This is a genomic window from Streptomyces sp. Ru62 (assembly GCF_002920615.1).
Classification (GTDB): Bacteria; Actinomycetota; Actinomycetes; order Streptomycetales; family Streptomycetaceae; genus Streptomyces.
The window spans coordinates 181,901-201,276 of record NZ_PQSU01000003.1; the positions used below are offsets into that span (position 1 = coordinate 181,901).

Here is a 19,376-nt window from a genome sequence, read left to right on the forward strand (position 1 = left end):
GGGGAGGGGGCGGTGCGTGTGCGTGCCTGTTTGAGGCGGGCCGGGAGTCGCGGGCCGAGGGTGGTGGCGGCCAGTGCGCGTGCCTGTTCGAGGCGGGTCCGAAGTCGCAGGCCGGGGGTCGTGGCGGCCGACGGCCCGATCGCGGTGAGACGTGCTCGCAGGTGTGGGCCGGTGTCCCTGGCTCCGGTGCTCATGTGCCCTCCGGTTCGTCGGTGGCCGCGCTGTGTCCCAGTTGCAGGACGCACGCCCCGGCCGTCCGGGCGGCGGCGAGGACCCGGGACAGCGCGGGGTCCGGTTCGGCTGCCAGGCACACCAGTTCGGTGCCGGTGCGCAGGCGTGCGGCGACCCGCGCCGCGATCACCGTGGACCAGCCGTCGGAGTCGAGTTCCTGACCCCGCGAGAACTGCGCGGACAGCACCGTGCGCCATCCGTGCCGGAGGCCGGCCGCGATCCGGGACACGTCCGGCAGGGCCTGCGGGGCGGGGGCCAGGACGCCGCCCAGGGTCACGTTGTCGGCCAGGGACGCGAATCCCAGCCGCAGCGGAGCGGGCGGGACCAGCAACAGCGGCGGGGCGTCGCCGGAAGCCCCGCCCCGCCCGGGACGGGCGGACTTCAGCAGGTCCCGGAGCACGTCGGCGCCTCCGTCCCCGGTGCCGAGGCGCACATGGCTGCCGGGGGACAGCCGGACCTCGACGCACCCACGACCGCAAGGGCGCGGCCGGCTGATCCGGACCCGCACGTCGCCACCGGGCAGTCGGCGCGCGGACAGCCGGACCCCGGCCGCCGCGCCCGCGGACCCCGGGTCCCCGGCCAGGGAGGCGAGCCGGCGCACCCGGCGCAGCGCCGTCACGGCGCAGCGCAGCGCGGTGGCGTCCACCGACGCCGCCACGATCCCGGCGCGGTACAGCAGCACACCGGCCAGTACCGAGCCGGCCGCGAGGCCGGGCCGGCCGCCCGCCGTGAGGACCGCCGTCAGCCCCGCGGCGACGGCCCACGCCCGCGCCACCACAGGCCGCCGGCGTGCCCGCCGGGCGAGCGCCAGCCACTGGTCGCGGCCGAAGCCGGCGCGGTCGCGCGTGTGCCGCCACGTGCCGGCCCCGGCCAGGACGACGGCGCCGGCGCAGCACAGCCCGGCCGTGGCGGACACCGAGGAGAGTGCCAGGCACAGCCCGGCCGAGGCGACGGTCGTCTCCAGCAGGAGGACCACCGGCGCCACCGCCGTACCGGGCTTCGGCTCCCAGCGGACGGCCACTCCGGCGGCCGCGTGCGCGGCGTCCCGCAGCGTCCGGCGGTCCGGATCCAGCCGGCCGGAGTCCGCCAGCCGGGTGACGGCGGTCAGGACGGACCGTCTGGCCGCGCGGTCGACGGCCCGTGACACCTGCGGTACGGCGAACCCGGCCGCGGTCCGGGCCAGCCACCACACCGTCCAGCACACCGCGAGGCCGCACAGGGCACCGGGCCGGGTGATCCCGCTCCGGTCCTCCCCCAGCAGTAGGAGGACCGCCACCGTGGGCGCGGTCGCGCCGAGCAGCGTGGCCGCGAGGAGACCGGCGGTGCCGACGGCGAGCGACGGGGGCCGCCGTACGGCCCCGGCCGCGACAGCCGGTACCGCTCCCGTCGACGGGCCGGCGGGGGTCAAGGCTGGTCCTGCAACTCGGGTATCACGAGGATCCGGCGTGCCACCGCGTCCGCCGCCGTGCGCAGCTGGGCGATGAAGGCCCGCGGGTCCGGCCGCTGCACGACGACGGAGAGGGCGCCGATGAGATCCGCCTCGGCGGCGCGCACGGGAACCGACACGCCGACGGTGCCACGCCCGTCGTACGCCAGCGCGTATCCCCGCTCCGCGACGGCGGCCGGTGTCTCGGCGGAAGGGCTCGCACCGGAGCCGGCCGGCTGCCGGACCGGGCCCCCTTCCCGGTGGGCGTGCAGGACACGGCCGGCGACGATGTCGCAGACCCGGTCCGCGCCCGTGCCGGGCCAGTGCGCCGGTCCCCGCCGGTACGCCCCGACGCGCTCCAGGTGGATGACGTCCGGGCCGACCAGGACGGACAGGTAGACCGCGCCGCCGGTCGCCTCGTGCAACCGCTCCAGCACGGGGGCCGCGGCCTCGCGCAGCAGTCGCTGCCGGGGCACGCGTGAGCCCAGGGCGAAGAGCTGCTGTCCCAGTCTGACGCCCCGTACCCCCCGTTCGAGGACGCCCCGTTCCACCAGCTCGGCGACCAGCCGGTGCGCGGTGGGCTTGGGCAGCCCGGCCCGCCGCGACAACTCGGCCAGCGTCAGCTCGGTGTCTCCGGTGCGGAACACGCTGAGGATGGCCAGCCCGCGCGTCAGCATCGACCTGCCGTCCCGGCTCACGCCGCCCGATGCCGGCCGGACAGCCGTCTGAAGAGTCTGCATGGCGCCTGCTCCTTTCTCGCTCTGTTCCTTGCGGAATTTCCCTTCGGAGACATTCCGGCGGGAACACACAAGGGTGGCTCTGCGGCGCATCATTGCCACCGGCGGCCTGTTTCGGCGGAACGGCCCCACAAATCTTCTGTCGGCAGAGGACGTTCCGACACATCGAGGCTGGCAGCCGTGGGTCAACAGGCAATCTACGGTGAATAGGAGCCGCCCCGGGAATGAGCCGCGAAGCTCCCCGGGGACGGAGCGAGTGCAGGTGAACGGAGCCACCATGGCCCGGGCTGCCCCCGGCGTACACCCGCGGGTTCCACCGCACGAGACGGCCGCGACCTGAGAGTCCCCCGGGCGAAGAAGGCGTTTCGCGGAGAGAGACAGCCGGTTACCGAGCGGTGCCGTCGTCGCCCAGGATGCTCATCCAAGTGCACCGTTTCACAGAGGAGTTGACCGTGTCCGTATCCCGCAGGGAGTTCGTCAACCGCGTGGCGCTCACCGGTGCCGGCGTGCTCGTCACCGGCAGCGCCGAGGCGTTGGCCTCCGCTCCTGGCGCCGTCGCGGTACCGCAAGGCGGCTCGTCGGCCGTGGGGGAGACCACCGCCCTCGGCTACGGTCCGCTGGTACCCGACCCGGACGGCATCCTCGCGCTGCCGGAGGGTTTCACGTACCGCGTCGTCACCTACAGCGGCAGGACCGTGCTGCGCACGGGCGAGCCGACGCCGAGCAACCACGACGGCACCGCGGCCTTCCCACGGCCGGACGGGGGCGCGCTCCTGGTCAACAACCATGAACTCATGGGCCCTCGTGCCGACTGGGCCCACCCGGTGCCGTTGCTGGAGAACCACGTCTACGACCCCGGGGCGGCGGGCGGCTGCACGGTGGTCGAGGTGGACGAGGACGGCACCCCGCTCGGCGAGTGGGTGGGCATCGCCGGCACCTCGTCCAACTGCGCGGGAGGCCGCACGCCCTGGGGCACCTGGCTGACCTGCGAGGAGACCGAGGACCTCGCCGGAACGAACGGCATGACCAAGGACCACGGGTACGTCTTCGAGGTCGACCCGTACCACCCGGGTGCCAATCTCCACCCCGAGCCGATCAAGGCCCTGGGCCGCTTCGCCCACGAGGCCGTTGTGATCGACCCGAAGCGCGGCCACGCCTACCTCACCGAGGACGCCCGCCGCCCCAACGGCCTGCTCTACCGCTGGACCCCGCCGGCCGGCTTCCGTCACGGCAGAGGCCGCCTGCGCGCCCTGGCCGACGACGCGGGCGTGCTGGAGGCCTTCAAGGTGTTCGACAACCGGGGCAAGCACGTCGACGACCTCTCCCGCGCCACCGAGGTCGGAACCGTCTACGGGGTCGACTGGGTACGCGTCCCGGACCGCGACGCGCGTACCGTCCCGATCCGCCAGCAGTTCACGGACACGGAGGTGACCCGCGCCCGGAAGCTGGAGGGCATGTGGTGGGGCGACGGCGGCTTCTACTTCGTCTCCAGCTACGCCCGTAGCGAGAGCCCGGTGCCGCACGACGGCCAGGTGTGGTTCTACAACCCGGCGCGCCGCACCATCATCCTGAAGGTGATGTTCACGGGCAACCACGAGGTGTGGACCGACAACGGGAACTTCGACGGTCCGGACAACATCACCGTCTCCCCGCACGGTGGCCTGATCATCGCCGAGGACGGTCTGGGCTACCAGCACCTGTTCGGCACGACCGACGACGGCCGTACCTACCCGCTGGCGCGCAACGAGTTCAACGTGGGTACCGCGGACGAGCCGAGCTACGCGGAGTTCACCGGGGTGACGTTCTCGGCGGACGGCAGGACCCTGTTCGCCAACATCTACGAGCCTGGCATCATGCTCGCCATCACCGGGCCCTGGGAGACGGCCCGTCGGCACTGACCGGACGGGCCGTGGAAGAGCGGTCCGACGGAAGGAGGGGCACCCCGGCCGGGGTGCCCCTCCTTCCGTCGGACCGCCGAGGAATCAGGCGGTGTGGAAGACCACTTGCGCGGAGAGCCGGTCACCGTGCCCGTCCCCCGGTCCGGCGTCGCCGCGCACGCGGGCGACCGCGTGCCAGGAGCGTTCGGAGCGCACCAGCACGACACCGCTGCCGCCCAGCGGAGGCACCCGGTGCACCACGTCGTCCTCCGACGGGGAGCCCAGCAGGAGCAGATCCCCTCCCTGACCGGCCGGCCAGTGCGGGGTGAGGTACAGCACGTGGGTGACGAGCTTCTCGGGCTTGTCCACATGCGGGTCGAGCCAGCAGCCGCGCCCGTAGCGCCACAGGTTGACCTCGACTCGGGCCCTCTCCAGGGGCACGCCGGTGAGTGCGGCCAGGTCGCGCCGGTAGGCGGCACCCGTGACGTACTCGGTGAACCGCCGCCAGGGCGGGGGCGTGCGGTCACGCTCCCCGGCCCCCGCGGGGTGCAGCCTGCGCACGCGCATCGTGTACGACTTGTCCCGCCGGGTGCTGCTGGTGTCGGCGAAGCCGTCCTCGGGGAAGGACCGCTGGAGCTCCGCCAGGGTTCCTGCCGGGAAGACACCGGGAGTGTGGTGCCAGCGGAAGGGAGCGTCGTAGGAGACGGCGCTCGTCAGGGAGAGCATCGGGGTCTCGGCCGGGCCGGTCATGCGCGCGCCTCCGTCACCGCGCGCGCCGCCCGCCCGCGCTCGATCTCCTCGACGAACAGCTCCAGTTCCGTGGAGCCCACGGCGTACGGGCAGTACTCGTGGCGCGCCCGGGCGACGGCGTCCGCTGCCGTGGCCCCGGTGAGGACGTCCATGACCGCGAGCGCCGTTCCCGTACGGCCGTGGCCGCCGAAGCAGGCGATCTCGACCTGCCCACCGTCCCTCGCCACGCCGAGCGCCTCGTCGAGGACGGTCAGCAGTCGGTCCGGTGCGGTGGGGGCTTCCAGCTTCGGCCAGTCCACGAAACGGATCCGCAGGGCGTCCGCCTCCCCGTGCCAGCGGTCGTCCAGGTAGATCCCCAGGTCGGCCCTGGGCGCCGCGGCGCGCCCGGCGCGCCGCTGGTCGGAGTCCAGGGAGGTTCCCCAGACCGTGAGGGACCCGAAGTGGTAGGGAGTCCGCCAGTGCCTGTCCTTCATCGGTGTGCGCCTTTCTCGGTGGTCCGCCGTTGCTCCGAGCCCTGCTCCGGTCCGCCGTCCGCGCGCAGCGCGGCCCTGATGGCCGCCAGGTCGCCGCCGCTGACGCCACGGGCCAGCAGCGCCTCGGGGAGTCCCTGATGACGTCGCCCGACCGCGGCCAGCCACAGCCGCAGCGGCCCGGGATCGGTGGCGAGCCGCAGGCGGAAGTCCTCGGGGGTGTGGCCGTAGCGAACCCGCGTGTCCTCGAACCGGTGGGCCTTGTCCAGCAGGTCGTCCGCGCCGGCCGCGAAGTCGGCGGCCGTCTCCTCCTCTGACACGCCGGCCACCGCCAGCAGGGACGCCACCACCACACCGGTCCGGTCCTTGCCGAAGTGGCAGGAGACGAGCGTCGGTTCGTGCAAGCAGCCGGCCAGCGCCGCCCCCAGGCGGGGCCAGCACCACGGCGCGCTGTCGCGGAGGATCGCGTCGAGGTACTCCGCTCGCTGGGCGTCCGTGGGGCGTGGCGCCTCGATGGCGGTGCCGGGGTGGCCGGTCAGCGGTGCCCGCACCCAGCGCACCCCCGCTCTGAGCAGGGTGTACGGCGGACCGTACCGGGCGAGCTCGCCTTCGGAGCGCAGGTCGACGACGGTCCGCAGGCCGTGCTCGGCGACCAGCCGGTCCGCGTCGTGGACGGTGAGCGCGGTCAGGTCCCCGGAGCGGAACAGCCGGCCGGGGACCAGTCCTGACCCCCGGACCTCCCGCAGGTTCACTCCCGGGCGCCAGCCGTCGCTGTGCTGCGGACTCATCGTTTCGCCTCCGTGGGAAGTCGGGTCGAGCCTTTCGGCTGCTGGGGATCGGGTCCGGCCGGACGCCGGACCCGAGGGAGGTGGGGCTGGTGCCGTCGGTCCGTCACGGATCGTGCCGCAGGGCGGCGAGTGCCGAGAACCTCGCGTTCCGCCCGGTGGAATTCTCCGGCTGCGGCGCGGCGCGGCTGGCTAGCATCGGCAGCCCGGAAGGCCGGATGTCCGCGGCAGTTCAGTGACTTGAGAGGGAGAGGGCCGGATGACGAGGGACCGGGGGCTGACCCATGCCCGGAAGTATCTCGGAGACCTGGAGTCGGCCGTGGCCGCCCGGATCGAGCAGCAGGGCAGGGTGCGGCTGCTGGAGGCGGGCTGTGGCTATGGCATGGCCATGCTTGAGCTGGTCCGGAGGTTCGGCGACGCCGTCGAGGTGTGCGGCTTCAACTACTCGCCGATCGACGGTGACGAGCAGCGCATGCGCTCCGAGGCACTGGCCCGCGGCATCTTCTCCGCGGAGGAGCTGGAGCGGACCCAACTGCCGCGCATCGTCTTCTGTGACGCCTCGCGCCCGCTCCCGTTCGCCGACGCGTCCTTCGACTTCGTCTACAGCCAGGCCTCGTTGTACCTGTACGACGACAAGGCGGCCTTCCTGGAGGAGTGCAACCGGGTGCTCGCACCCGGCGGGCAGGCCCGGATCAGCCCGTCCCTGCACTTCGACGAGAAGGACGCCCCGGAGAAGTACCAGGGCTACTGGGAGATCTGGGACCAGGGCCGCGAGGTGGAGCTCGGCGAGTACCTCCGGCGTGTCCCCGGCATCGACCTGGTCTGGCCCGCCGGTGCCGAGCGCCCCGACCTCGCCTATCTGGATCTGCGCCGGCAGAACCACCTGGACCTGGGGCTGCGCCTGGTGGCCTCCGTGGACCTCAACTTCGTCTGGCACGAGTGGGGCGGGGTCCGGAGCATCTACTCGACCCAGGTCGCCTTCACCCCCCGCTACAAGCGCGAACTGGCGCGGCCACGGCCCTGAGCGGTCACTGCGGGAGACGCCGGACACGCCCTCCACGGCCGCCGGATAGGCTGACGGCATGAACGAGCCAGCAGCTCCGGGCCTCGGCGGTGCTCCGGCCCGCAGGATCGAGATCGTCGAGTACGACCCGCGGTGGCCGGGGGAGTTCGCCTCCCTCGGCGCCGTTCTGCGTGGCTCGCTGGGCGCGGTGCGCATCGACCACATCGGCTCGACGTCGGTCCCCGGCTTGCCCGCGAAGCCCGTCATCGACGTGCAGATCTCCGTCGCCACCCTGACACCGGACGACAGCTTCCGGCCGGCCCTGGAGGCACTTGGCTTCCGCTACCGGCCGGACAACCCCGACCTGTCGAAGCGCTACTTCCGCGAGGCACCCGGCCGACGCCGTACGCACATCCACGTACGCCGGGCCGGCAGCCTCGACGAGCAACTGGCCCTGGTCTTCCGGGACTACCTGCGCACCCACCCGGCCACCGCCGACGAGTACGCCCGCGTCAAGCGGGAACTGGCCGTGGCACACCGCGACGACGCCCACGCGTACACCGAGGGCAAGAGCCCCTTCATCTGGGGGACCCTGCGCGAGGCCGCCTCCTGGGCGCAGGAGACGGGCTGGCAGCCGGGCCCCAGCGACGCCTGAGGCCGCCGGCCGCGGGCGCCACACCCACCGGCGCGGGGGCCGTATGCGCGTCGACGCGGAGGGTCCGGCGGCACGGCCGGTGACCGGGCGTGCCGCCGGACCCTCCGCGTCACCGGGCGCTTCCCGCGCACCGGCTCGCGGGCCGTCCGGTACCCCCCTCCGCTCAAGCGGCCTCGGCCACGGCGCTCATGACGCGGGCGCCGAGCCGGGTCAGCTTCTCGGGCATGTGAGCGTATCCGCGGTGCAGGTGTTCGGTGCCCGTGATGACGCTCCGGCCGTGCGTGGCCAGGGCGGCCAGCACCGTCACCGCGGCGGCCCGGGTGTCCCCGGGGGTGAGCGGTGCGTCGGCGGCCCGCAGCGGACCGCCGTGCACGACCAGCTGGTCCGGGCCCTGCTCCAGCCGGGCGCCGAGCCGCCGTAGCTGCTCCGCGTAGTGGTACCGGCCGCTCCACACCGCGTCCCGCACTACCGACGTACCGGCCGCACGCAGCATGACGGGGGTGAACAGCGGCAGGGCGTCGGTGCACGGTCCGTCGTTCACGGCGACCACGGTCGCCGGCCGCAGCTCGGCGCGGTCGCCCTCGGCCACGGCGCCGTCCGCGTCCCAGCGGACGGGCAGGCCGAGCCGGTCGAAGACGGCCAGCTCATGGCGCATCGCCGCGCGCAGCCGCTGGGGGTGCTCGGTGAGGACGCGAACACGGCCGCCGGTGGAGGCCGCGCAGGCCATCCAGGTGGCGGCCTCGCACGGATCGGGCAGCAGGCTGACGGAGGCCGGGACGGCACGGGCCGGGCGCCCGCATACGGCGACTCCGTCGGCCGTGTGCGTCACCCGGACCCCCGCCGCGACGAGGAAGTCCAGCAGATCCCGGGTGGCCCACAGCAGCAATGGGTGACGGACGACCGAGGTCTCGGGAACGGTGGCGGCGAAGATCAGCGCCGCCTTGGTCGCGCTGGACACCCGGGGGCCGCGCAGAACCCCGGGGACGCTGCTCCACCCCATGATGTCAGGGCGTGCGCCGTGCCGTTCCGCGCACCAGCCGTGCACAGTTCCGTCGTCGGAGGTGCGGAAACGGCAGCCGAACTGTTCCAGCACCTCCAGCATCTGCGCGATCGGACGTCCCTGCCCGTGCTCGTAGCTGCCCAGGTGGTCGCCGCCGGCTCCGGGGAAGAGGACCTCGCCGAAACGGGCGAGCATCGCGGGCATCAGGTAGAGCGAGCCGTGGACCTTGCGGGTCAGCTCCGGCCGCAACTCACCGGGCCGGGCCTCCACGGTGTCCAGTACGACCCGACGGCCGGAGACCCGCGCCGAGCAGCCGAGCAGCCGCAGCTGCTCCAGGAGGATGTCACGCTCGGACACCGCCGGCACGTTGTCGATGGTGACCCGGGTGCCGAGGGCCAGGGCGGCGGCGAAGACCAGCACCATGGAGTGCTTGTGCCCGTCGACGGTCACGTCCCCGGTCAGCGGCACGCCCCCGTCGATGACGAGCGCGTCCGGGGCGAGGACGGGGCGGGAACCCGGTCCGGCCGGTGCGGACCCGGTGGGGGCGGACTGAAAGATGGTCATCTGTGGTCCTCTGATCGGGTGCCGACCGGTTCTGGACGGCAGTGTTCGGATGTACGGTCCTTGACCTGAGCGGCGGCGCCGAGCAGCGCCCTGACGTCCTTGCGGGAACGCAGCCGGATGACGGTGCAGCCCGGGGGACGGCGGTCGAGCTCCTCGACCACGGCGGGGCGGACCCGACGCCGGAAGGTGGCGATGAAGTACAGGAAGCCCGGGAGCTCCGGGGGCAGGCGCACTCTGCCGTCGCTGCCGGTCGCATAGGCGGGTGCTCGGCCGCTGACCACCCAGCGGGTGCTGCGCCGCAGATACCCCCAGAGGCAGTGCCGGGTGGGGAGGTCGAGCCAGATGACGACGTCGGCCCTGCGCAGCCGCCCCTCCAGGGTCGAGGCGTGGTTGCCGTCCAGGATCCAGGCGGGCCGCTCGGTCAGGGCGTCATGCGCCGTGGGCCAGGCGTCGTACGGCTGGCGCAGCTGCCACGCGCGGTCGTAGTAGTGGTCGTCCAGTCCCAGGTACGGCAGTCCGGTCAGCGTGGCCAGCCGGCGCGCCAGGGTGGTCTTGCCGCCGCCCGGGCAGCCGATCACGGCGATGCGGCGGGCCGCCGCCAGACGCGTCGGCCACAGTCCGCCCCGCCCGGTTCCGGTCGCTGTCACCGTGCGTCCCGCAGTGTCCGTACCACCTCGTCGAGGACGTCGCGGGTGGCCATGCTGACCCGCACGACGGGGCCGAGGACACCGAGGGGACGCAGATCTCGGACGGCGATCAGCTCCCGGTCCAGAGCGGCCAGCACCCGGTCGGCTGTGGCGTCGTCACCGGTGTGCACGCACACGAAGTTGCCCTGCGAGGGCAGGGCGGTCAGCCCGGGAACGGCGCCGACGGCGCCGGTGAACCACGCCCGGTTCGCCCGGATCTCGGCATGGACCTCGGCTACCCGGCGCCGGGTGCGCAGCAGGTGTGCGGCGGTGTGCAGGGCCGGACCCGAGACGGGGCTGGCCGTGTTCCACCGCGCCAGGTAGCCGATCAACTCGGGGTGGGCGAGCAGATAGCCGAGCCGGGCGCCGGCGAGTCCGTAGCCCTTGGAGAAGGAGCGGATGCGCACCACGTGCTCCAGGCCGTCCAGGGCGCCGGTGGTGTCCTCGTCGGCGAAGTCGCGGTAGACCTCGTCGACCACGAGCAGGTTGCCGCTCCGGGCAGTCTCCTGGGCGAGGAGGGCGAGTTCGGCGGTGGAGAACGCGCTCCCGGTGGGGCCGTTCGGCTGCGAGATCCAGACGATCGCGGCGCCCGGGCGCAGGCCCTGCTCCCGGACCAGGTCCGCGACGTCGAAACCGTGCCAGGGCCGGTAGGGGACCTGTACGACGGGCAGCCGCCGCAGCACGGCGAAGTGCGACAGCGAGGCATAGGTGGGGTGCTGGGCGACCACCGTCACACCCCGCGCCGGCGCCTCCCGGGGCAGCGCCTCCAGCAGCAGCCGGTAGGCGTCGTCGGACCCGGCCACCAGCAGCAGCGACTCGGGGCTCACCGACAGGGCGTGGGCCAGTTGCTCGATGAACGGGGGCCAGGACGGATACCCGGACAACTGCCCGGTGCGGAAGGCCTGCGTGGCCTCTTCGATCAACGAGGCGAGAACCGGGTGGTGGAGTTCGTTGTTCGCGAGGTTGACCACGTCCGTGCGCCGCACCCGCCGATGGGGCGCGAGGGCCAGCACGGGTGAGCGCTTGAACGTCGACAGCCAGGGGCCCGACGGCGGGTCGGTCATCGTCATGGAGGCCGATCCTGGACGACCGCCGCACACGGCCGTAAGCGACCGTTCCTCCTGGCGAAACGTCTCGACCGCCGTCTCACGCGGTGGAATCCGCGGATGTGCTCCCGCCACCTCCCCGGCAAGGGTGGACCCCGTCGTGTGACCGCCCCACCCTCCGAGGAGCCACGGTCATGTCTGAAGGACACGAGCCCAGCATCCCCGCCCCGACCACCGCGAACGGCCGCCCGCTGCCCGTCGGCTGGGACACCCTGCGCCGTTCCCGGCCCGCCGCAGAACCGTTCGACTGGCGGACGGTCTCAGGCATGTTCCCCGCCGAACTGCTGGCCACCCTGGAGGCGGAGTTCCCCCGCGGCGGCTTCACACTCTCCGAACGCCCCGACGGGATCCCGGGAACCAAGGGCTACCGCACCTACAACCTGCCGCTGGTACACGATGACGCGCCCTTGTCCGACAACCTCGCCCGGCTGTCACCGACCTGGTGCGACCTGGTCGGAGAGCTGCGCTCCGAAACGTACCGGTCGGCGGTGGAGCAGGCGACCGGTCGCGACCTGACCGGCTGCCTCCTCCAGATCCGCGCGATCCGGTACGCCCCCGGATGCTGGATCAGCCCGCACACCGATCGCGCCGACAAGATCGCCACGCAGACCTGGTACTTCAACTCCGGCTGGCGGCCCGACTGGAGAGGAGAGCTGGTGGTGCTGAACTCGCCGGGCATGGACGACGTCGCAGACTCGGTACTGCCGGATTCGGGAGAGTCGGTCCTGCTGTGCCCCTCCGAGCGGTCCTGGCATGCCGTCGTCCCGGTGGCGGAGCACGCCGCCGAGGATCGCAGGACACTGCTGGCCCATTTCGTCGCGCCGGACCCTTCCCTCGTCCGGCAGTGAGCACCGACGTCTCGCCCCACGAAGCCACCGTGACCTGCTGGGGCCCGGTGAGCTGGGAACTGCGCACGCCCGACGCCGGCGAATGCCGCTGGTTCACCGAACACCTGTCGGTCACCCACAGCCGCCTGTCACCGCCCTTGGTGCCGCGCCGCCACTTCCGCGTCGAGGTCCGCCCGGGACCGCTCCCGGGGCGCGGCACCGCGGAGCCGGGGCAGCCGGTCGTCCGCATCCGCGACGAGTCCTACCGCCGGAGCGTGTTGGGCGGCCTGCCCGCCTGGACCTGGGAGGAGCGCGCCGACACGGCCCTGCCGCCCCACGCCTTCGTGCGGCGCGGCGACGACGACTGGCTGGTGCTGCGTGCGCGGTCCGGCGGCCCGGACCGCCGGACCGGCCGGGAGGACGGCCGCCACCGGCCCGCCGAGATCCTGGCGCGTGAGTTCCTGACCGGCGTGCTGTCCGCCCGTGGCGGACTGACCGTCCACGCGTCGGCCGCGTACTGGACGGGAGGCCCGGGCATCGGTGGGTCCCACCCTCCCGGAATCACCTTGTTCTGCGGGGCGTCGGGTGCGGGGAAGAGCACGCTGGCGCTGGCCCTGGCCACCGCGGGTGGCTCCTTCGTGGCCGGGGACCGCTGTGTGCTGCTGCCCGGACGGGACCGCTGGGACGTGGTGGGCGCCGCGGTCGCCGCGCGTTTCGGCTGGGGCACACTGGCGGGAACCGGCCGTGCCGGACTCGTCCGCGCCACGCCACTGCTGCGGCACGGCGGGACCCCGGTGGGTTCGCTGCCCCACCCCCGGCCAAGGCACTGCTGACCCGGACGGAATTCGAAGAGCTGCTGGGAGCGGCCACCGCGGACGGTGGCCCGCTGGCGCGCGTCGTCTTCCTGGAGCGCGGCGCGCCGAAGAGGCCGGTGCTGGAGGTCGTCCCGCCGGAGCGGGCCGCGGCCATGCTCCGTGCCAATCTCCTCGCCGACGCCGACCCCACCTGGTGGCAGGAGCCGCCCGCGACGGCACGTGCCGCACCGGACCATCCCGCACCGGCCCTTCCCGTCCCCGCGCTCCGGCTGCGCTGGGACCCGGCCGCGCACGCCACCGGGACGGCACTGGACCTCATCGCGCAGGCCGCCGCCTGACCGGACCGGCGCGGTTCCCGCCGGAACATCCGCGTTCCGTCCCGAGGAACGACGGCTTCACCCCGGAAAACCCCGCTGCGAGGCTTGCCGGAGCCACCGGCATACCGAGCGCTCCCAGGCCTTCAGCGGCCCGGACCCGACCACTCTCATCCCGACCAAGGAGTCGTGCGCCGTGAAGGTTCTCGTCATCTGGCCACCGCATGTACCCAGCTACTTCAACGCCGGCCACCACACACCGCTGTTCATGACCGCGGGCCACCTGCGGACCCTGGAAGGCGTCGAGCAGGTCGACGTCTGGGACACCGGGGTGGTCGCGACCAACTGGAAGGAAGTCGGTGACCGTCTCTTCCAGGGCCGCTACGACGTCATCGCGATGATGAACGACTTCGACGCGGTGGACGGCTTCGAACGGTTCGTCACCTACGCCCGCGAACTGTCCCCGGACAGCCGCCTGGTCACCTTCGGCCGGCTCAGCAGCATGAACACCGGCTTCTTCACCCAGTTCGACATCGATGCCATCGTCCAGTCCGGGGACTACGAGTGCGGGGTCGCCGCCGTGGTCACCGCGCTGCGCGACGGCGAGCTGGACCGGCCGCTGCCGGGTGTCGCCGTGCGGTGCGCGGGCCAGTGGCAGACCCAGAGCGCGCCGGGCGCCGCGCTCGACGCGCAGGACTGGATCCTGCCGGACCACGCCGACATCCCGCACGCCGTCCACGACCAGCTCTACGCCAAGGACGAGAACAAGTTCTGCGGCATCCCGTTCCGCAGGGAACTGGTGGTGCCCGTCTCCCGCGGGTGCCCGATCGGCTGCGACTTCTGCGACGTCCCCCGGATCTTCGGCAAGGCGGAGCGACGCCTGTCGGTGGACCGGACGGTGGAGTACATCGAAAGCAGCTTCGCCCAGGAGCCGTTCGAGTACGTCTCCTTCTACGCGCCCACCTTCACCCTGGACCGGCGCTGGGTGCGCGAGCTGTGCGCCCGCTTCCAGGCGGGCCCTCTCTCGCCCCGCTGGAAGTGCAGCACCACCATCCACCACCTCGACGAGGACCTGGTGCGCACCATGGGCGCCGCCGGATGCTTCCGCATCTCCGTCGGCCTGGAGACCCTCGAACCGGACGCCCACGGCGGCCTGCCCCGGGTCAAGCACACGGAGCAGGAGCGCTTCCACCAACTGGCCCAGTGGTGCCGCGAGGCCGGCATCGAGCTCAACGTGTTCGTCATCGCCGGGCTCCCCGGGACGAGCCCGGCGGGCATCCAGCGCACCGTGCGGATCGCCCGCGCGGCCGGCGCCCGGATCCGCCCGACCATGTACACCCCGTTCCACCGCATGCGACCGACGATGACGACGGCCGAGATGGGCCGCTACAACCGTCAGCTCCTGCCCGAGGACGCGGCACCGGCCGATCCCGCCGAACGCGCGGAGCTGTACGACGTCCTCTTCGGTCACGAGGAACACCCCACCACGGTGTACGAGAAGATCCCGCGGCACGTGTCGACGACGGCCGGGGCGGCGGTGTGAACCACACTGCCCACCCACCGGCCCGGGCCGCCACTCGGGCCGGTACGGACACGGAGACGTTCTCGCTGTCCTGCCTGGGGGCACGCGTCGACGTCACCTCCACCGTCGCCGGGCTGAGGAGCGCCGCGACCCGCGCCTTCTCCCCGATGTTCGCCGTGGGACCGCGTGGCGGCGACGCTCCCGTCCGGCTCCGCTTGCGCACCCGGACCGCGTTGCCCGCCCCGTCCGACTCGGCGCCCCGCCTGCGCCTGGACCACGACGGACCATGGCTGTACGTCCTCGACCGCACCTCCGACACGACCGTGGTGCTGAAGTGCGCCGACGATCCCCGGCAGGCGACGCTGCTCATCACCGCCACACCGCGGACAGGCGACGTACTCGTCGAGACGGGCCCGCACCAGGACGGCCACACCGCCCTGCTGCGTTTCCTGTCCTTCGCCGTCGGGGCCCAGCTGCACGCACACGGAACGCCGTGGCTGCACTGCTCCGGGGTGGCCCGCGACGACTGCGCGGTGCTCATCCTGGGGCCGAGCGGCAGTGGCAAGTCGACGCTCGCCTTCCTGGCCGCCACCCGCGCCGGGTACGACTTCCTCTCCGACGACACGATGCTGCTCGACGAGGACGACCCGCACGGATCGATCCGGGCGGTGGGGTGGCCACGGCGGGTCGGCATCGGAGTGAGCGCGCTCGCCGGCCACCCCGCGCTGCGACGGCTGGAGAGCGCCGCGCTGCGCCGTCACGCGGGACCGCTCGGGAAACTGGACACCCGCGACTCGCGGCCGTGGACCAGGGAGGGCAGGTCCAGGATCTTCCTCGACCCCCATGAGCTGACCAGCCTGACGGGCGCACGCATCACGGCCGGGGCCCGGCCAGCCGCGCTGGTGCTGGCCGAGGCGGTCCGTGATCTGGAGGGCTGGAGCGTCGAGCCGGTCGCCCAGCCCGACCTCTGGCGGGCGGAACCGCTGATCACCGGAGCCCGGCAGAGGCACGTCGTGGACTACCTCGGACTGCTGCCACGGTCCGGACCGCCACCGGCCCCGCGCCTGGGGCTCCTCGACCGCATCGCTCAACTGCCGTGCGTACGTGTGCGCTACGGGCCGCAGGTCAACGAGCGCTTCCCCGAGTTCTGGGCCGAGGTGACCGGGCGAGCGGGCTTCCCGTCCGGGAAGGCGCGGGCAGCCGGCACACCGGGGGCGGACCGGTGACCCCGGCAGACCGCCGTCCGTACACGGTCATCACACCCGTACCCCGCCGGACCTGGGAGGAGGCGGTACGCGACGACCCCCTGGCCCTGCCGACACAGACGCCCCAGTGGGCGGACGCGGTGCGCGCCACGCGCGGGTACCGCGATGCCAGCCGGCTCTATGTCTGGCCGGACGGTACCCGTCTCGTGCTTCCGATGGTCCGCCGCTCGCCACTACCGGCCCCGCTGGCGCAACACCTCTCCTGGCCGCTCGACTTCGGCCTCGGCGGAGTCCTCGCCCCGGACGGCGAGGTCACCCCTGCCCAGGCCGGTGCGGTCATCACCGACCTGGCCCGCCGCTCACTGCGGCCCACCTACCTGCGTCCGAGCCCGCTGGCCGACCGGGTGTGGCTGGACTGCGCGCCCCCCGGGGTGACCCGCAGACCCCGCGTCACCCAGATCCTCGACCTGTCCGGAGGGTTCGAGGACGTGTGGCGCAACCGGTTCCGCGGCGCGGTGCGCAATCAGGTACGGCAAGGAGAACGCGCCGGGCTTGACGTCGAGCGGGACTCCACCGGCCGTCTCGTGCCCGTCCTGTACGGCCTCTACCAGATGTCCGTCCAGCGGTGGGCCCGGCAATCGGGCGAGTCGCCGCGTGCCGCACGGCGGGCCGCGGAGCGCAAGGACCCTTACCGCAAGTTCGACGCCGTCGCTCGGAACCTGGCCGGAAACTGCCACGTCTGGGTCGCCTCCTACCAGGGAGCCCCCGCCGCGGCCATCATGGTCCTCCGTCAGGGCGAGCACGCCGTCTACTGGCGCAGCGCCATGGACAAGGAACTGACCCGCCGCACCAGGGCCGTGCACCTGCTGATGAGCCGTGCCATCCAGGACGCCTGCACCAGCGGCGCCCGGTACTTCCACCTGTGTGACGACCATCCCGGATCCTCGGTCGAAGCCTTCAAGGCGAGCTTCGGCCCGCAGCGCTACCACACCGCCGGACTGTGGCTCGCCCGATCCGGACTGCGCGACGCCCTGCCCCGAGCCCGGACCACGCGGTCCGCCTCCCCGACCGCGTAGCCGCGCGAACCGCTCCCAGCGCCTTCGCGGCGCTGGGAGCGACGGCCGTCACCAGGCGCACTCCCAGAAGGAGTGGTCGACCGACCATCCGGAGCGCACCAGAGCGTCGAGCACGGCCCCGGCACGGGCCGCCTCCTCGGGTGGGTACGGATGCACGACATGGCCGCGCAGCGGCAGGCCGGGCGTCGCCGCCACCGCGGCGGCGACCAGCGCCGACGTCGCGGCGCGCCGGTGCTCGGGCGGGTCCACCAGGATGTCCACCAGCTCGGCGTAGGGCTCCTCGGTGACCTCGTCCCGCTCACCGGTCAGCACGGTGCCGTGGCCCACCGGCCGGCCCCCCGCCTCGGCGATGAACGACAACCGTCCGGGGTTCTCCATGACGGCCGCGATGTCGGGGTGGTCCGGATCGACCTCCCCGTCGTAACCGGTGCGGAACGCGCGCACCAGCCAGGCGTGGACGCGCGCGTCGTCCGCGGGCGTGGCGGGACGCACCCCGAGCCCGTCGCCGTCGGCTGCTCCCGGGGCCGGGTCGGACGCGGACGCCGGACCACGGCCGTGCTCGATGTACGTCAGGCGCGGCCGCCAGGGCGCCGGCAGACGGACCGGGCCGGTCACGCGCAGCAGGACGCTTCCGCACGAGGGGTGCCGCAGCCGCAGCCGGGCGCGCAGTGCCTCCAGGGCGCGGGTCTCGGACACCAGCGCGGGATCGCAGTACTCGACCAGGACCTGGGGCCGGCCGGTGATGGGATCGTCGTACCGGTCCGCCACGTACGGGCGGCCGAGGACCTCGTCGACGAGGCCGGCCTCACCGGCGCGTGCCAGGTACTGCGCTGTGTCGTTCATCGGGCCTCGGCCTCCGGGCGTACCACGACGCGCAGTCCGGCGAGGGTCTGTTCGGCGGCCCGCCGGATGTCGTCGGCGTCGATCCCGTCGATGCTCTCGATCTCGCGGGAGGGCGACCAACCGGTCGCTCCGCCGCTGTGCACGGCCAGGTAACGCGCGCATTCCAGGGGGTTGTCGAGGGTGGTGAGGACGCTCATCCGCGCCTGGCGGAGCGCCGGGGCCAGGTCGTCCGGCTTCGGGCCCCGGTCCGCCAGCTCCTCCAGCGTGGCCCGCACGACGTCGACAGCGGCGTTCCCGTTCTGCGGCTCCACCCCGGCCAGCAACCGCCACGCCCCGGTGTCCGCGTACCCCCGGTGCCAGGCCTGGAAGGCGTAGGCCAGCCCGGCCTCGCCCCGCAGCCGGCGGTACAGCAGCGAGGACGAGCTCGAACCGAGCAGATGGGCGAGGACGTCGAAGTGCGGGCGCCGTACGTCGTGCTGGGGCACGGACCGCGCAGCCGCGCAGAACCAGGAGAACTCTCCGGGCCAATTCGGCTCGGTCACGGCGACGGGTTCGGCAAGGGGGGCCGGCAGGTCCGCGGCGGTGCCGACGCGGGCGAGGGTGTCCGCGGCGACGGCGGCGATCGCCGGATCGATCGCGGCGGGAGCCCGCGGCCCGACCACCACCGCGGTGAGCGGCGCCGTCAGGAGCCGCTCGGCATGCCCGGCGGCGAGGGAGGCCAGGTCGAGTGCTTCGACATCCGCGGTGGTGCCGCCGACCGGCTGCCCCAGCGGGTGGCCGGGGAACAGGGCCGCGAGGGCGGCATCCTGAACGAGGTCCGCGGGGTCGGCGGCGGCTGCCGCCAGTTCCTGGAAGACCGCGCGCTTCTCCCGCACCAGGGTGGGCTCCTCCCACCGCGGCTCCAGCACCGCCCGGTAGAGCAGGCCGGCGATGTCCTCGGCGTCGTCGGGATGCACCTGGGCGTAGAAGAGCATGCGGTCGGGGCCGGTCTCCGCGTTGGCGTGGCCGCCGAGGCGTTCGACGTGTTCGCTGAGCGACGGCACGTCCCCGGAGGGGGCCGACATCAGCAGGTGCTCCAGCAGGTGGGCGGAACCGCACCGGCCCACGGGGTCGTGCCGCGCGCCGTACGCGGAGGCGAGGCAGATGGTGGTCGTGCTCAACCGCTCGTCGATCAGCGTGACGACGGGGACGGGACCTTCGGTGATCGTGTAGTGATCCACAGCTGTCTCCTGGGCCGAAAAGTGCCGCATCAAGCGGAATGCCGCCACCCGAGGGTGGCGGCATTCCCGGTCACGCTGTTGTTCAGCGGTCCTGCGGCTTGATCTTGTCGAGACGCGGACGCAGGATGGAGGCGTGGTTCTTCATGGTGATTCCCCTTTCATCGAATGGGTGGAACGAGAACGAAGTTAGGCTCCCCGCCGGGCAACCGGCAACAGATCCTTCTGTATTCGGAAATTCGTCTGCTGAATTCGGAAGAGAAGATT

At 73.2% G+C, this 19,376-nt stretch carries 19 protein-coding genes; 9 read left to right on the forward strand and 10 right to left on the reverse strand.

Annotated features, from left to right (window positions below; genetic code table 11):
* Positions 1–190 precede the first annotated feature (190 nt).
* The gene (locus tag C3492_RS05380; protein WP_103810566.1) at positions 191–1,639 is read right to left on the reverse strand and encodes a hypothetical protein; all 1,449 of its coding nucleotides are present in this window, start codon (positions 1,637–1,639) and stop codon (positions 191–193) included.
* On the reverse strand, positions 1,636–2,397 hold the full coding sequence (locus C3492_RS05385) for an IclR family transcriptional regulator (RefSeq protein WP_181140212.1): 762 nt from the start codon (positions 2,395–2,397) through the stop codon (positions 1,636–1,638). The genes C3492_RS05380 and C3492_RS05385 overlap by 4 nt, the downstream gene beginning before the upstream one ends.
* A gap of 449 nt (positions 2,398–2,846) precedes the next feature.
* Between C3492_RS05385 and C3492_RS05390 the strand changes: the two genes are divergently transcribed.
* On the forward strand, positions 2,847–4,292 hold the full coding sequence (locus tag C3492_RS05390) for an alkaline phosphatase PhoX (protein WP_103810568.1): 1,446 nt from the start codon (positions 2,847–2,849) through the stop codon (positions 4,290–4,292).
* An 84-nt stretch (positions 4,293–4,376) separates the two neighbouring features.
* On the opposite strand, the gene C3492_RS05395 is transcribed toward C3492_RS05390, so the two are convergent.
* Genes C3492_RS05395 through C3492_RS05405 form a run of 3 tightly spaced genes read right to left on the reverse strand, consistent with a single transcriptional unit; the run spans position 4,377 to position 6,279 of the window.
* Complete coding sequence (locus C3492_RS05395; protein WP_103810569.1) at positions 4,377–5,021, reverse strand: 2OG-Fe(II) oxygenase; 645 nt, start codon at positions 5,019–5,021, stop codon at positions 4,377–4,379.
* Positions 5,018–5,494, reverse strand: coding sequence for a phosphatase (locus tag C3492_RS05400; RefSeq protein WP_103810570.1), 477 nt, complete (start codon positions 5,492–5,494; stop codon positions 5,018–5,020). Before C3492_RS05400 ends, C3492_RS05395 begins: the two co-directional genes overlap by 4 nt.
* The gene (locus tag C3492_RS05405) at positions 5,491–6,279 is read right to left on the reverse strand and encodes a tyrosine-protein phosphatase (RefSeq protein ID WP_103810571.1); all 789 of its coding nucleotides are present in this window, start codon (positions 6,277–6,279) and stop codon (positions 5,491–5,493) included. The genes C3492_RS05400 and C3492_RS05405 overlap by 4 nt, the downstream gene beginning before the upstream one ends.
* 256 nt (positions 6,280–6,535) lie before the next feature.
* On the opposite strand from C3492_RS05405, the gene C3492_RS05410 reads away from it, so the two are divergent.
* Both C3492_RS05410 and C3492_RS05415 read left to right on the forward strand, forming a co-directional pair.
* Positions 6,536–7,300 (forward strand): class I SAM-dependent methyltransferase, encoded by a 765-nt coding sequence (locus tag C3492_RS05410; RefSeq protein ID WP_103810572.1) that lies wholly within the window; start codon positions 6,536–6,538, stop codon positions 7,298–7,300.
* A gap of 58 nt (positions 7,301–7,358) precedes the next feature.
* Positions 7,359–7,934: a GrpB family protein gene (locus C3492_RS05415; protein ID WP_103810573.1), complete on the forward strand. Its 576-nt coding sequence runs from the start codon at positions 7,359–7,361 to the stop codon at positions 7,932–7,934.
* A 163-nt stretch (positions 7,935–8,097) separates the two neighbouring features.
* Here the strand turns inward: C3492_RS05415 and C3492_RS05420 are convergent, their stop codons facing one another.
* From C3492_RS05420 to C3492_RS05430, 3 genes are read right to left on the reverse strand one after another with little or no spacing between them, the layout of a single operon-like run.
* A complete protein-coding gene (locus C3492_RS05420; protein WP_103810574.1) occupies positions 8,098–9,498 on the reverse strand; it encodes a hypothetical protein in 1,401 nt (466 codons plus the stop codon).
* Positions 9,495–10,145, reverse strand: coding sequence for a topology modulation protein (locus C3492_RS05425; RefSeq protein ID WP_103810575.1), 651 nt, complete (start codon positions 10,143–10,145; stop codon positions 9,495–9,497). The genes C3492_RS05420 and C3492_RS05425 overlap by 4 nt, the downstream gene beginning before the upstream one ends.
* Positions 10,142–11,254, reverse strand: a complete 1,113-nt coding sequence (locus C3492_RS05430) for a histidinol-phosphate transaminase (RefSeq protein ID WP_103810576.1) — start codon at positions 11,252–11,254, stop codon at positions 10,142–10,144. The genes C3492_RS05425 and C3492_RS05430 overlap by 4 nt, the downstream gene beginning before the upstream one ends.
* A gap of 170 nt (positions 11,255–11,424) precedes the next feature.
* Here C3492_RS05430 and C3492_RS05435 point away from each other — a divergent pair, with 170 nt between their 5' ends.
* The 6 genes from C3492_RS05435 to C3492_RS05460 all read left to right on the forward strand — a co-directional run bounded on the left by C3492_RS05435 (position 11,425) and on the right by C3492_RS05460 (position 17,049).
* Positions 11,425–12,138: a 2OG-Fe(II) oxygenase gene (locus C3492_RS05435; RefSeq protein ID WP_103810577.1), complete on the forward strand. Its 714-nt coding sequence runs from the start codon at positions 11,425–11,427 to the stop codon at positions 12,136–12,138.
* On the forward strand, positions 12,135–12,950 hold the full coding sequence (locus C3492_RS05440) for a hypothetical protein (protein WP_103810578.1): 816 nt from the start codon (positions 12,135–12,137) through the stop codon (positions 12,948–12,950). Before C3492_RS05435 ends, C3492_RS05440 begins: the two co-directional genes overlap by 4 nt.
* 98 nt (positions 12,951–13,048) lie before the next feature.
* Positions 13,049–13,270, forward strand: a complete 222-nt coding sequence (locus C3492_RS05445; RefSeq protein WP_103810579.1) for a hypothetical protein — start codon at positions 13,049–13,051, stop codon at positions 13,268–13,270.
* Positions 13,271–13,442: 172 nt separating this feature from the next.
* Positions 13,443–14,789: a radical SAM protein gene (locus C3492_RS05450; protein WP_103810580.1), complete on the forward strand. Its 1,347-nt coding sequence runs from the start codon at positions 13,443–13,445 to the stop codon at positions 14,787–14,789.
* Positions 14,786–15,994 (forward strand): hypothetical protein, encoded by a 1,209-nt coding sequence (locus C3492_RS05455; RefSeq protein ID WP_103810581.1) that lies wholly within the window; start codon positions 14,786–14,788, stop codon positions 15,992–15,994. The genes C3492_RS05450 and C3492_RS05455 overlap by 4 nt, the downstream gene beginning before the upstream one ends.
* The gene (locus C3492_RS05460) at positions 15,991–17,049 is read left to right on the forward strand and encodes a GNAT family N-acetyltransferase (protein WP_103810582.1); all 1,059 of its coding nucleotides are present in this window, start codon (positions 15,991–15,993) and stop codon (positions 17,047–17,049) included. Before C3492_RS05455 ends, C3492_RS05460 begins: the two co-directional genes overlap by 4 nt.
* Before the next feature lie 48 nt (positions 17,050–17,097).
* Here C3492_RS05460 and C3492_RS05465 read toward each other — a convergent pair whose 3' ends face one another.
* Together C3492_RS05465 and C3492_RS05470 are read right to left on the reverse strand one after the other, a co-directional pair.
* Positions 17,098–17,892, reverse strand: a complete 795-nt coding sequence (locus C3492_RS05465) for a GNAT family N-acetyltransferase (RefSeq protein ID WP_103810583.1) — start codon at positions 17,890–17,892, stop codon at positions 17,098–17,100.
* On the reverse strand, positions 17,889–19,112 hold the full coding sequence (locus C3492_RS05470) for a pitrilysin family protein (RefSeq protein WP_181140213.1): 1,224 nt from the start codon (positions 19,110–19,112) through the stop codon (positions 17,889–17,891). The genes C3492_RS05465 and C3492_RS05470 overlap by 4 nt, the downstream gene beginning before the upstream one ends.
* Positions 19,113–19,376: the final 264 nt, after the last annotated feature.

Bases quoted from the DNA above. Each gene is read 5' to 3' on its own strand.
- C3492_RS05385 (WP_181140212.1), bottom strand. From the start codon at position 2,397: ATGCAGACTCTTCAGACGGCTGTCCGGCCGGCATCGGGCGGCGTGAGC.
- C3492_RS05395 (WP_103810569.1), bottom strand. From the start codon at position 5,021: ATGACCGGCCCGGCCGAGACCCCGATGCTCTCCCTGACGAGCGCCGTC.
- C3492_RS05400 (WP_103810570.1), bottom strand. From the start codon at position 5,494: ATGAAGGACAGGCACTGGCGGACTCCCTACCACTTCGGGTCCCTCACG.
- C3492_RS05405 (WP_103810571.1), bottom strand. From the start codon at position 6,279: ATGAGTCCGCAGCACAGCGACGGCTGGCGCCCGGGAGTGAACCTGCGG.
- C3492_RS05410 (WP_103810572.1), top strand. From the start codon at position 6,536: ATGACGAGGGACCGGGGGCTGACCCATGCCCGGAAGTATCTCGGAGAC.
- C3492_RS05415 (WP_103810573.1), top strand. From the start codon at position 7,359: ATGAACGAGCCAGCAGCTCCGGGCCTCGGCGGTGCTCCGGCCCGCAGG.
- C3492_RS05420 (WP_103810574.1), bottom strand. From the start codon at position 9,498: ATGACCATCTTTCAGTCCGCCCCCACCGGGTCCGCACCGGCCGGACCG.
- C3492_RS05430 (WP_103810576.1), bottom strand. From the start codon at position 11,254: ATGACGATGACCGACCCGCCGTCGGGCCCCTGGCTGTCGACGTTCAAG.
- C3492_RS05435 (WP_103810577.1), top strand. From the start codon at position 11,425: ATGTCTGAAGGACACGAGCCCAGCATCCCCGCCCCGACCACCGCGAAC.
- C3492_RS05465 (WP_103810583.1), bottom strand. From the start codon at position 17,892: ATGAACGACACAGCGCAGTACCTGGCACGCGCCGGTGAGGCCGGCCTC.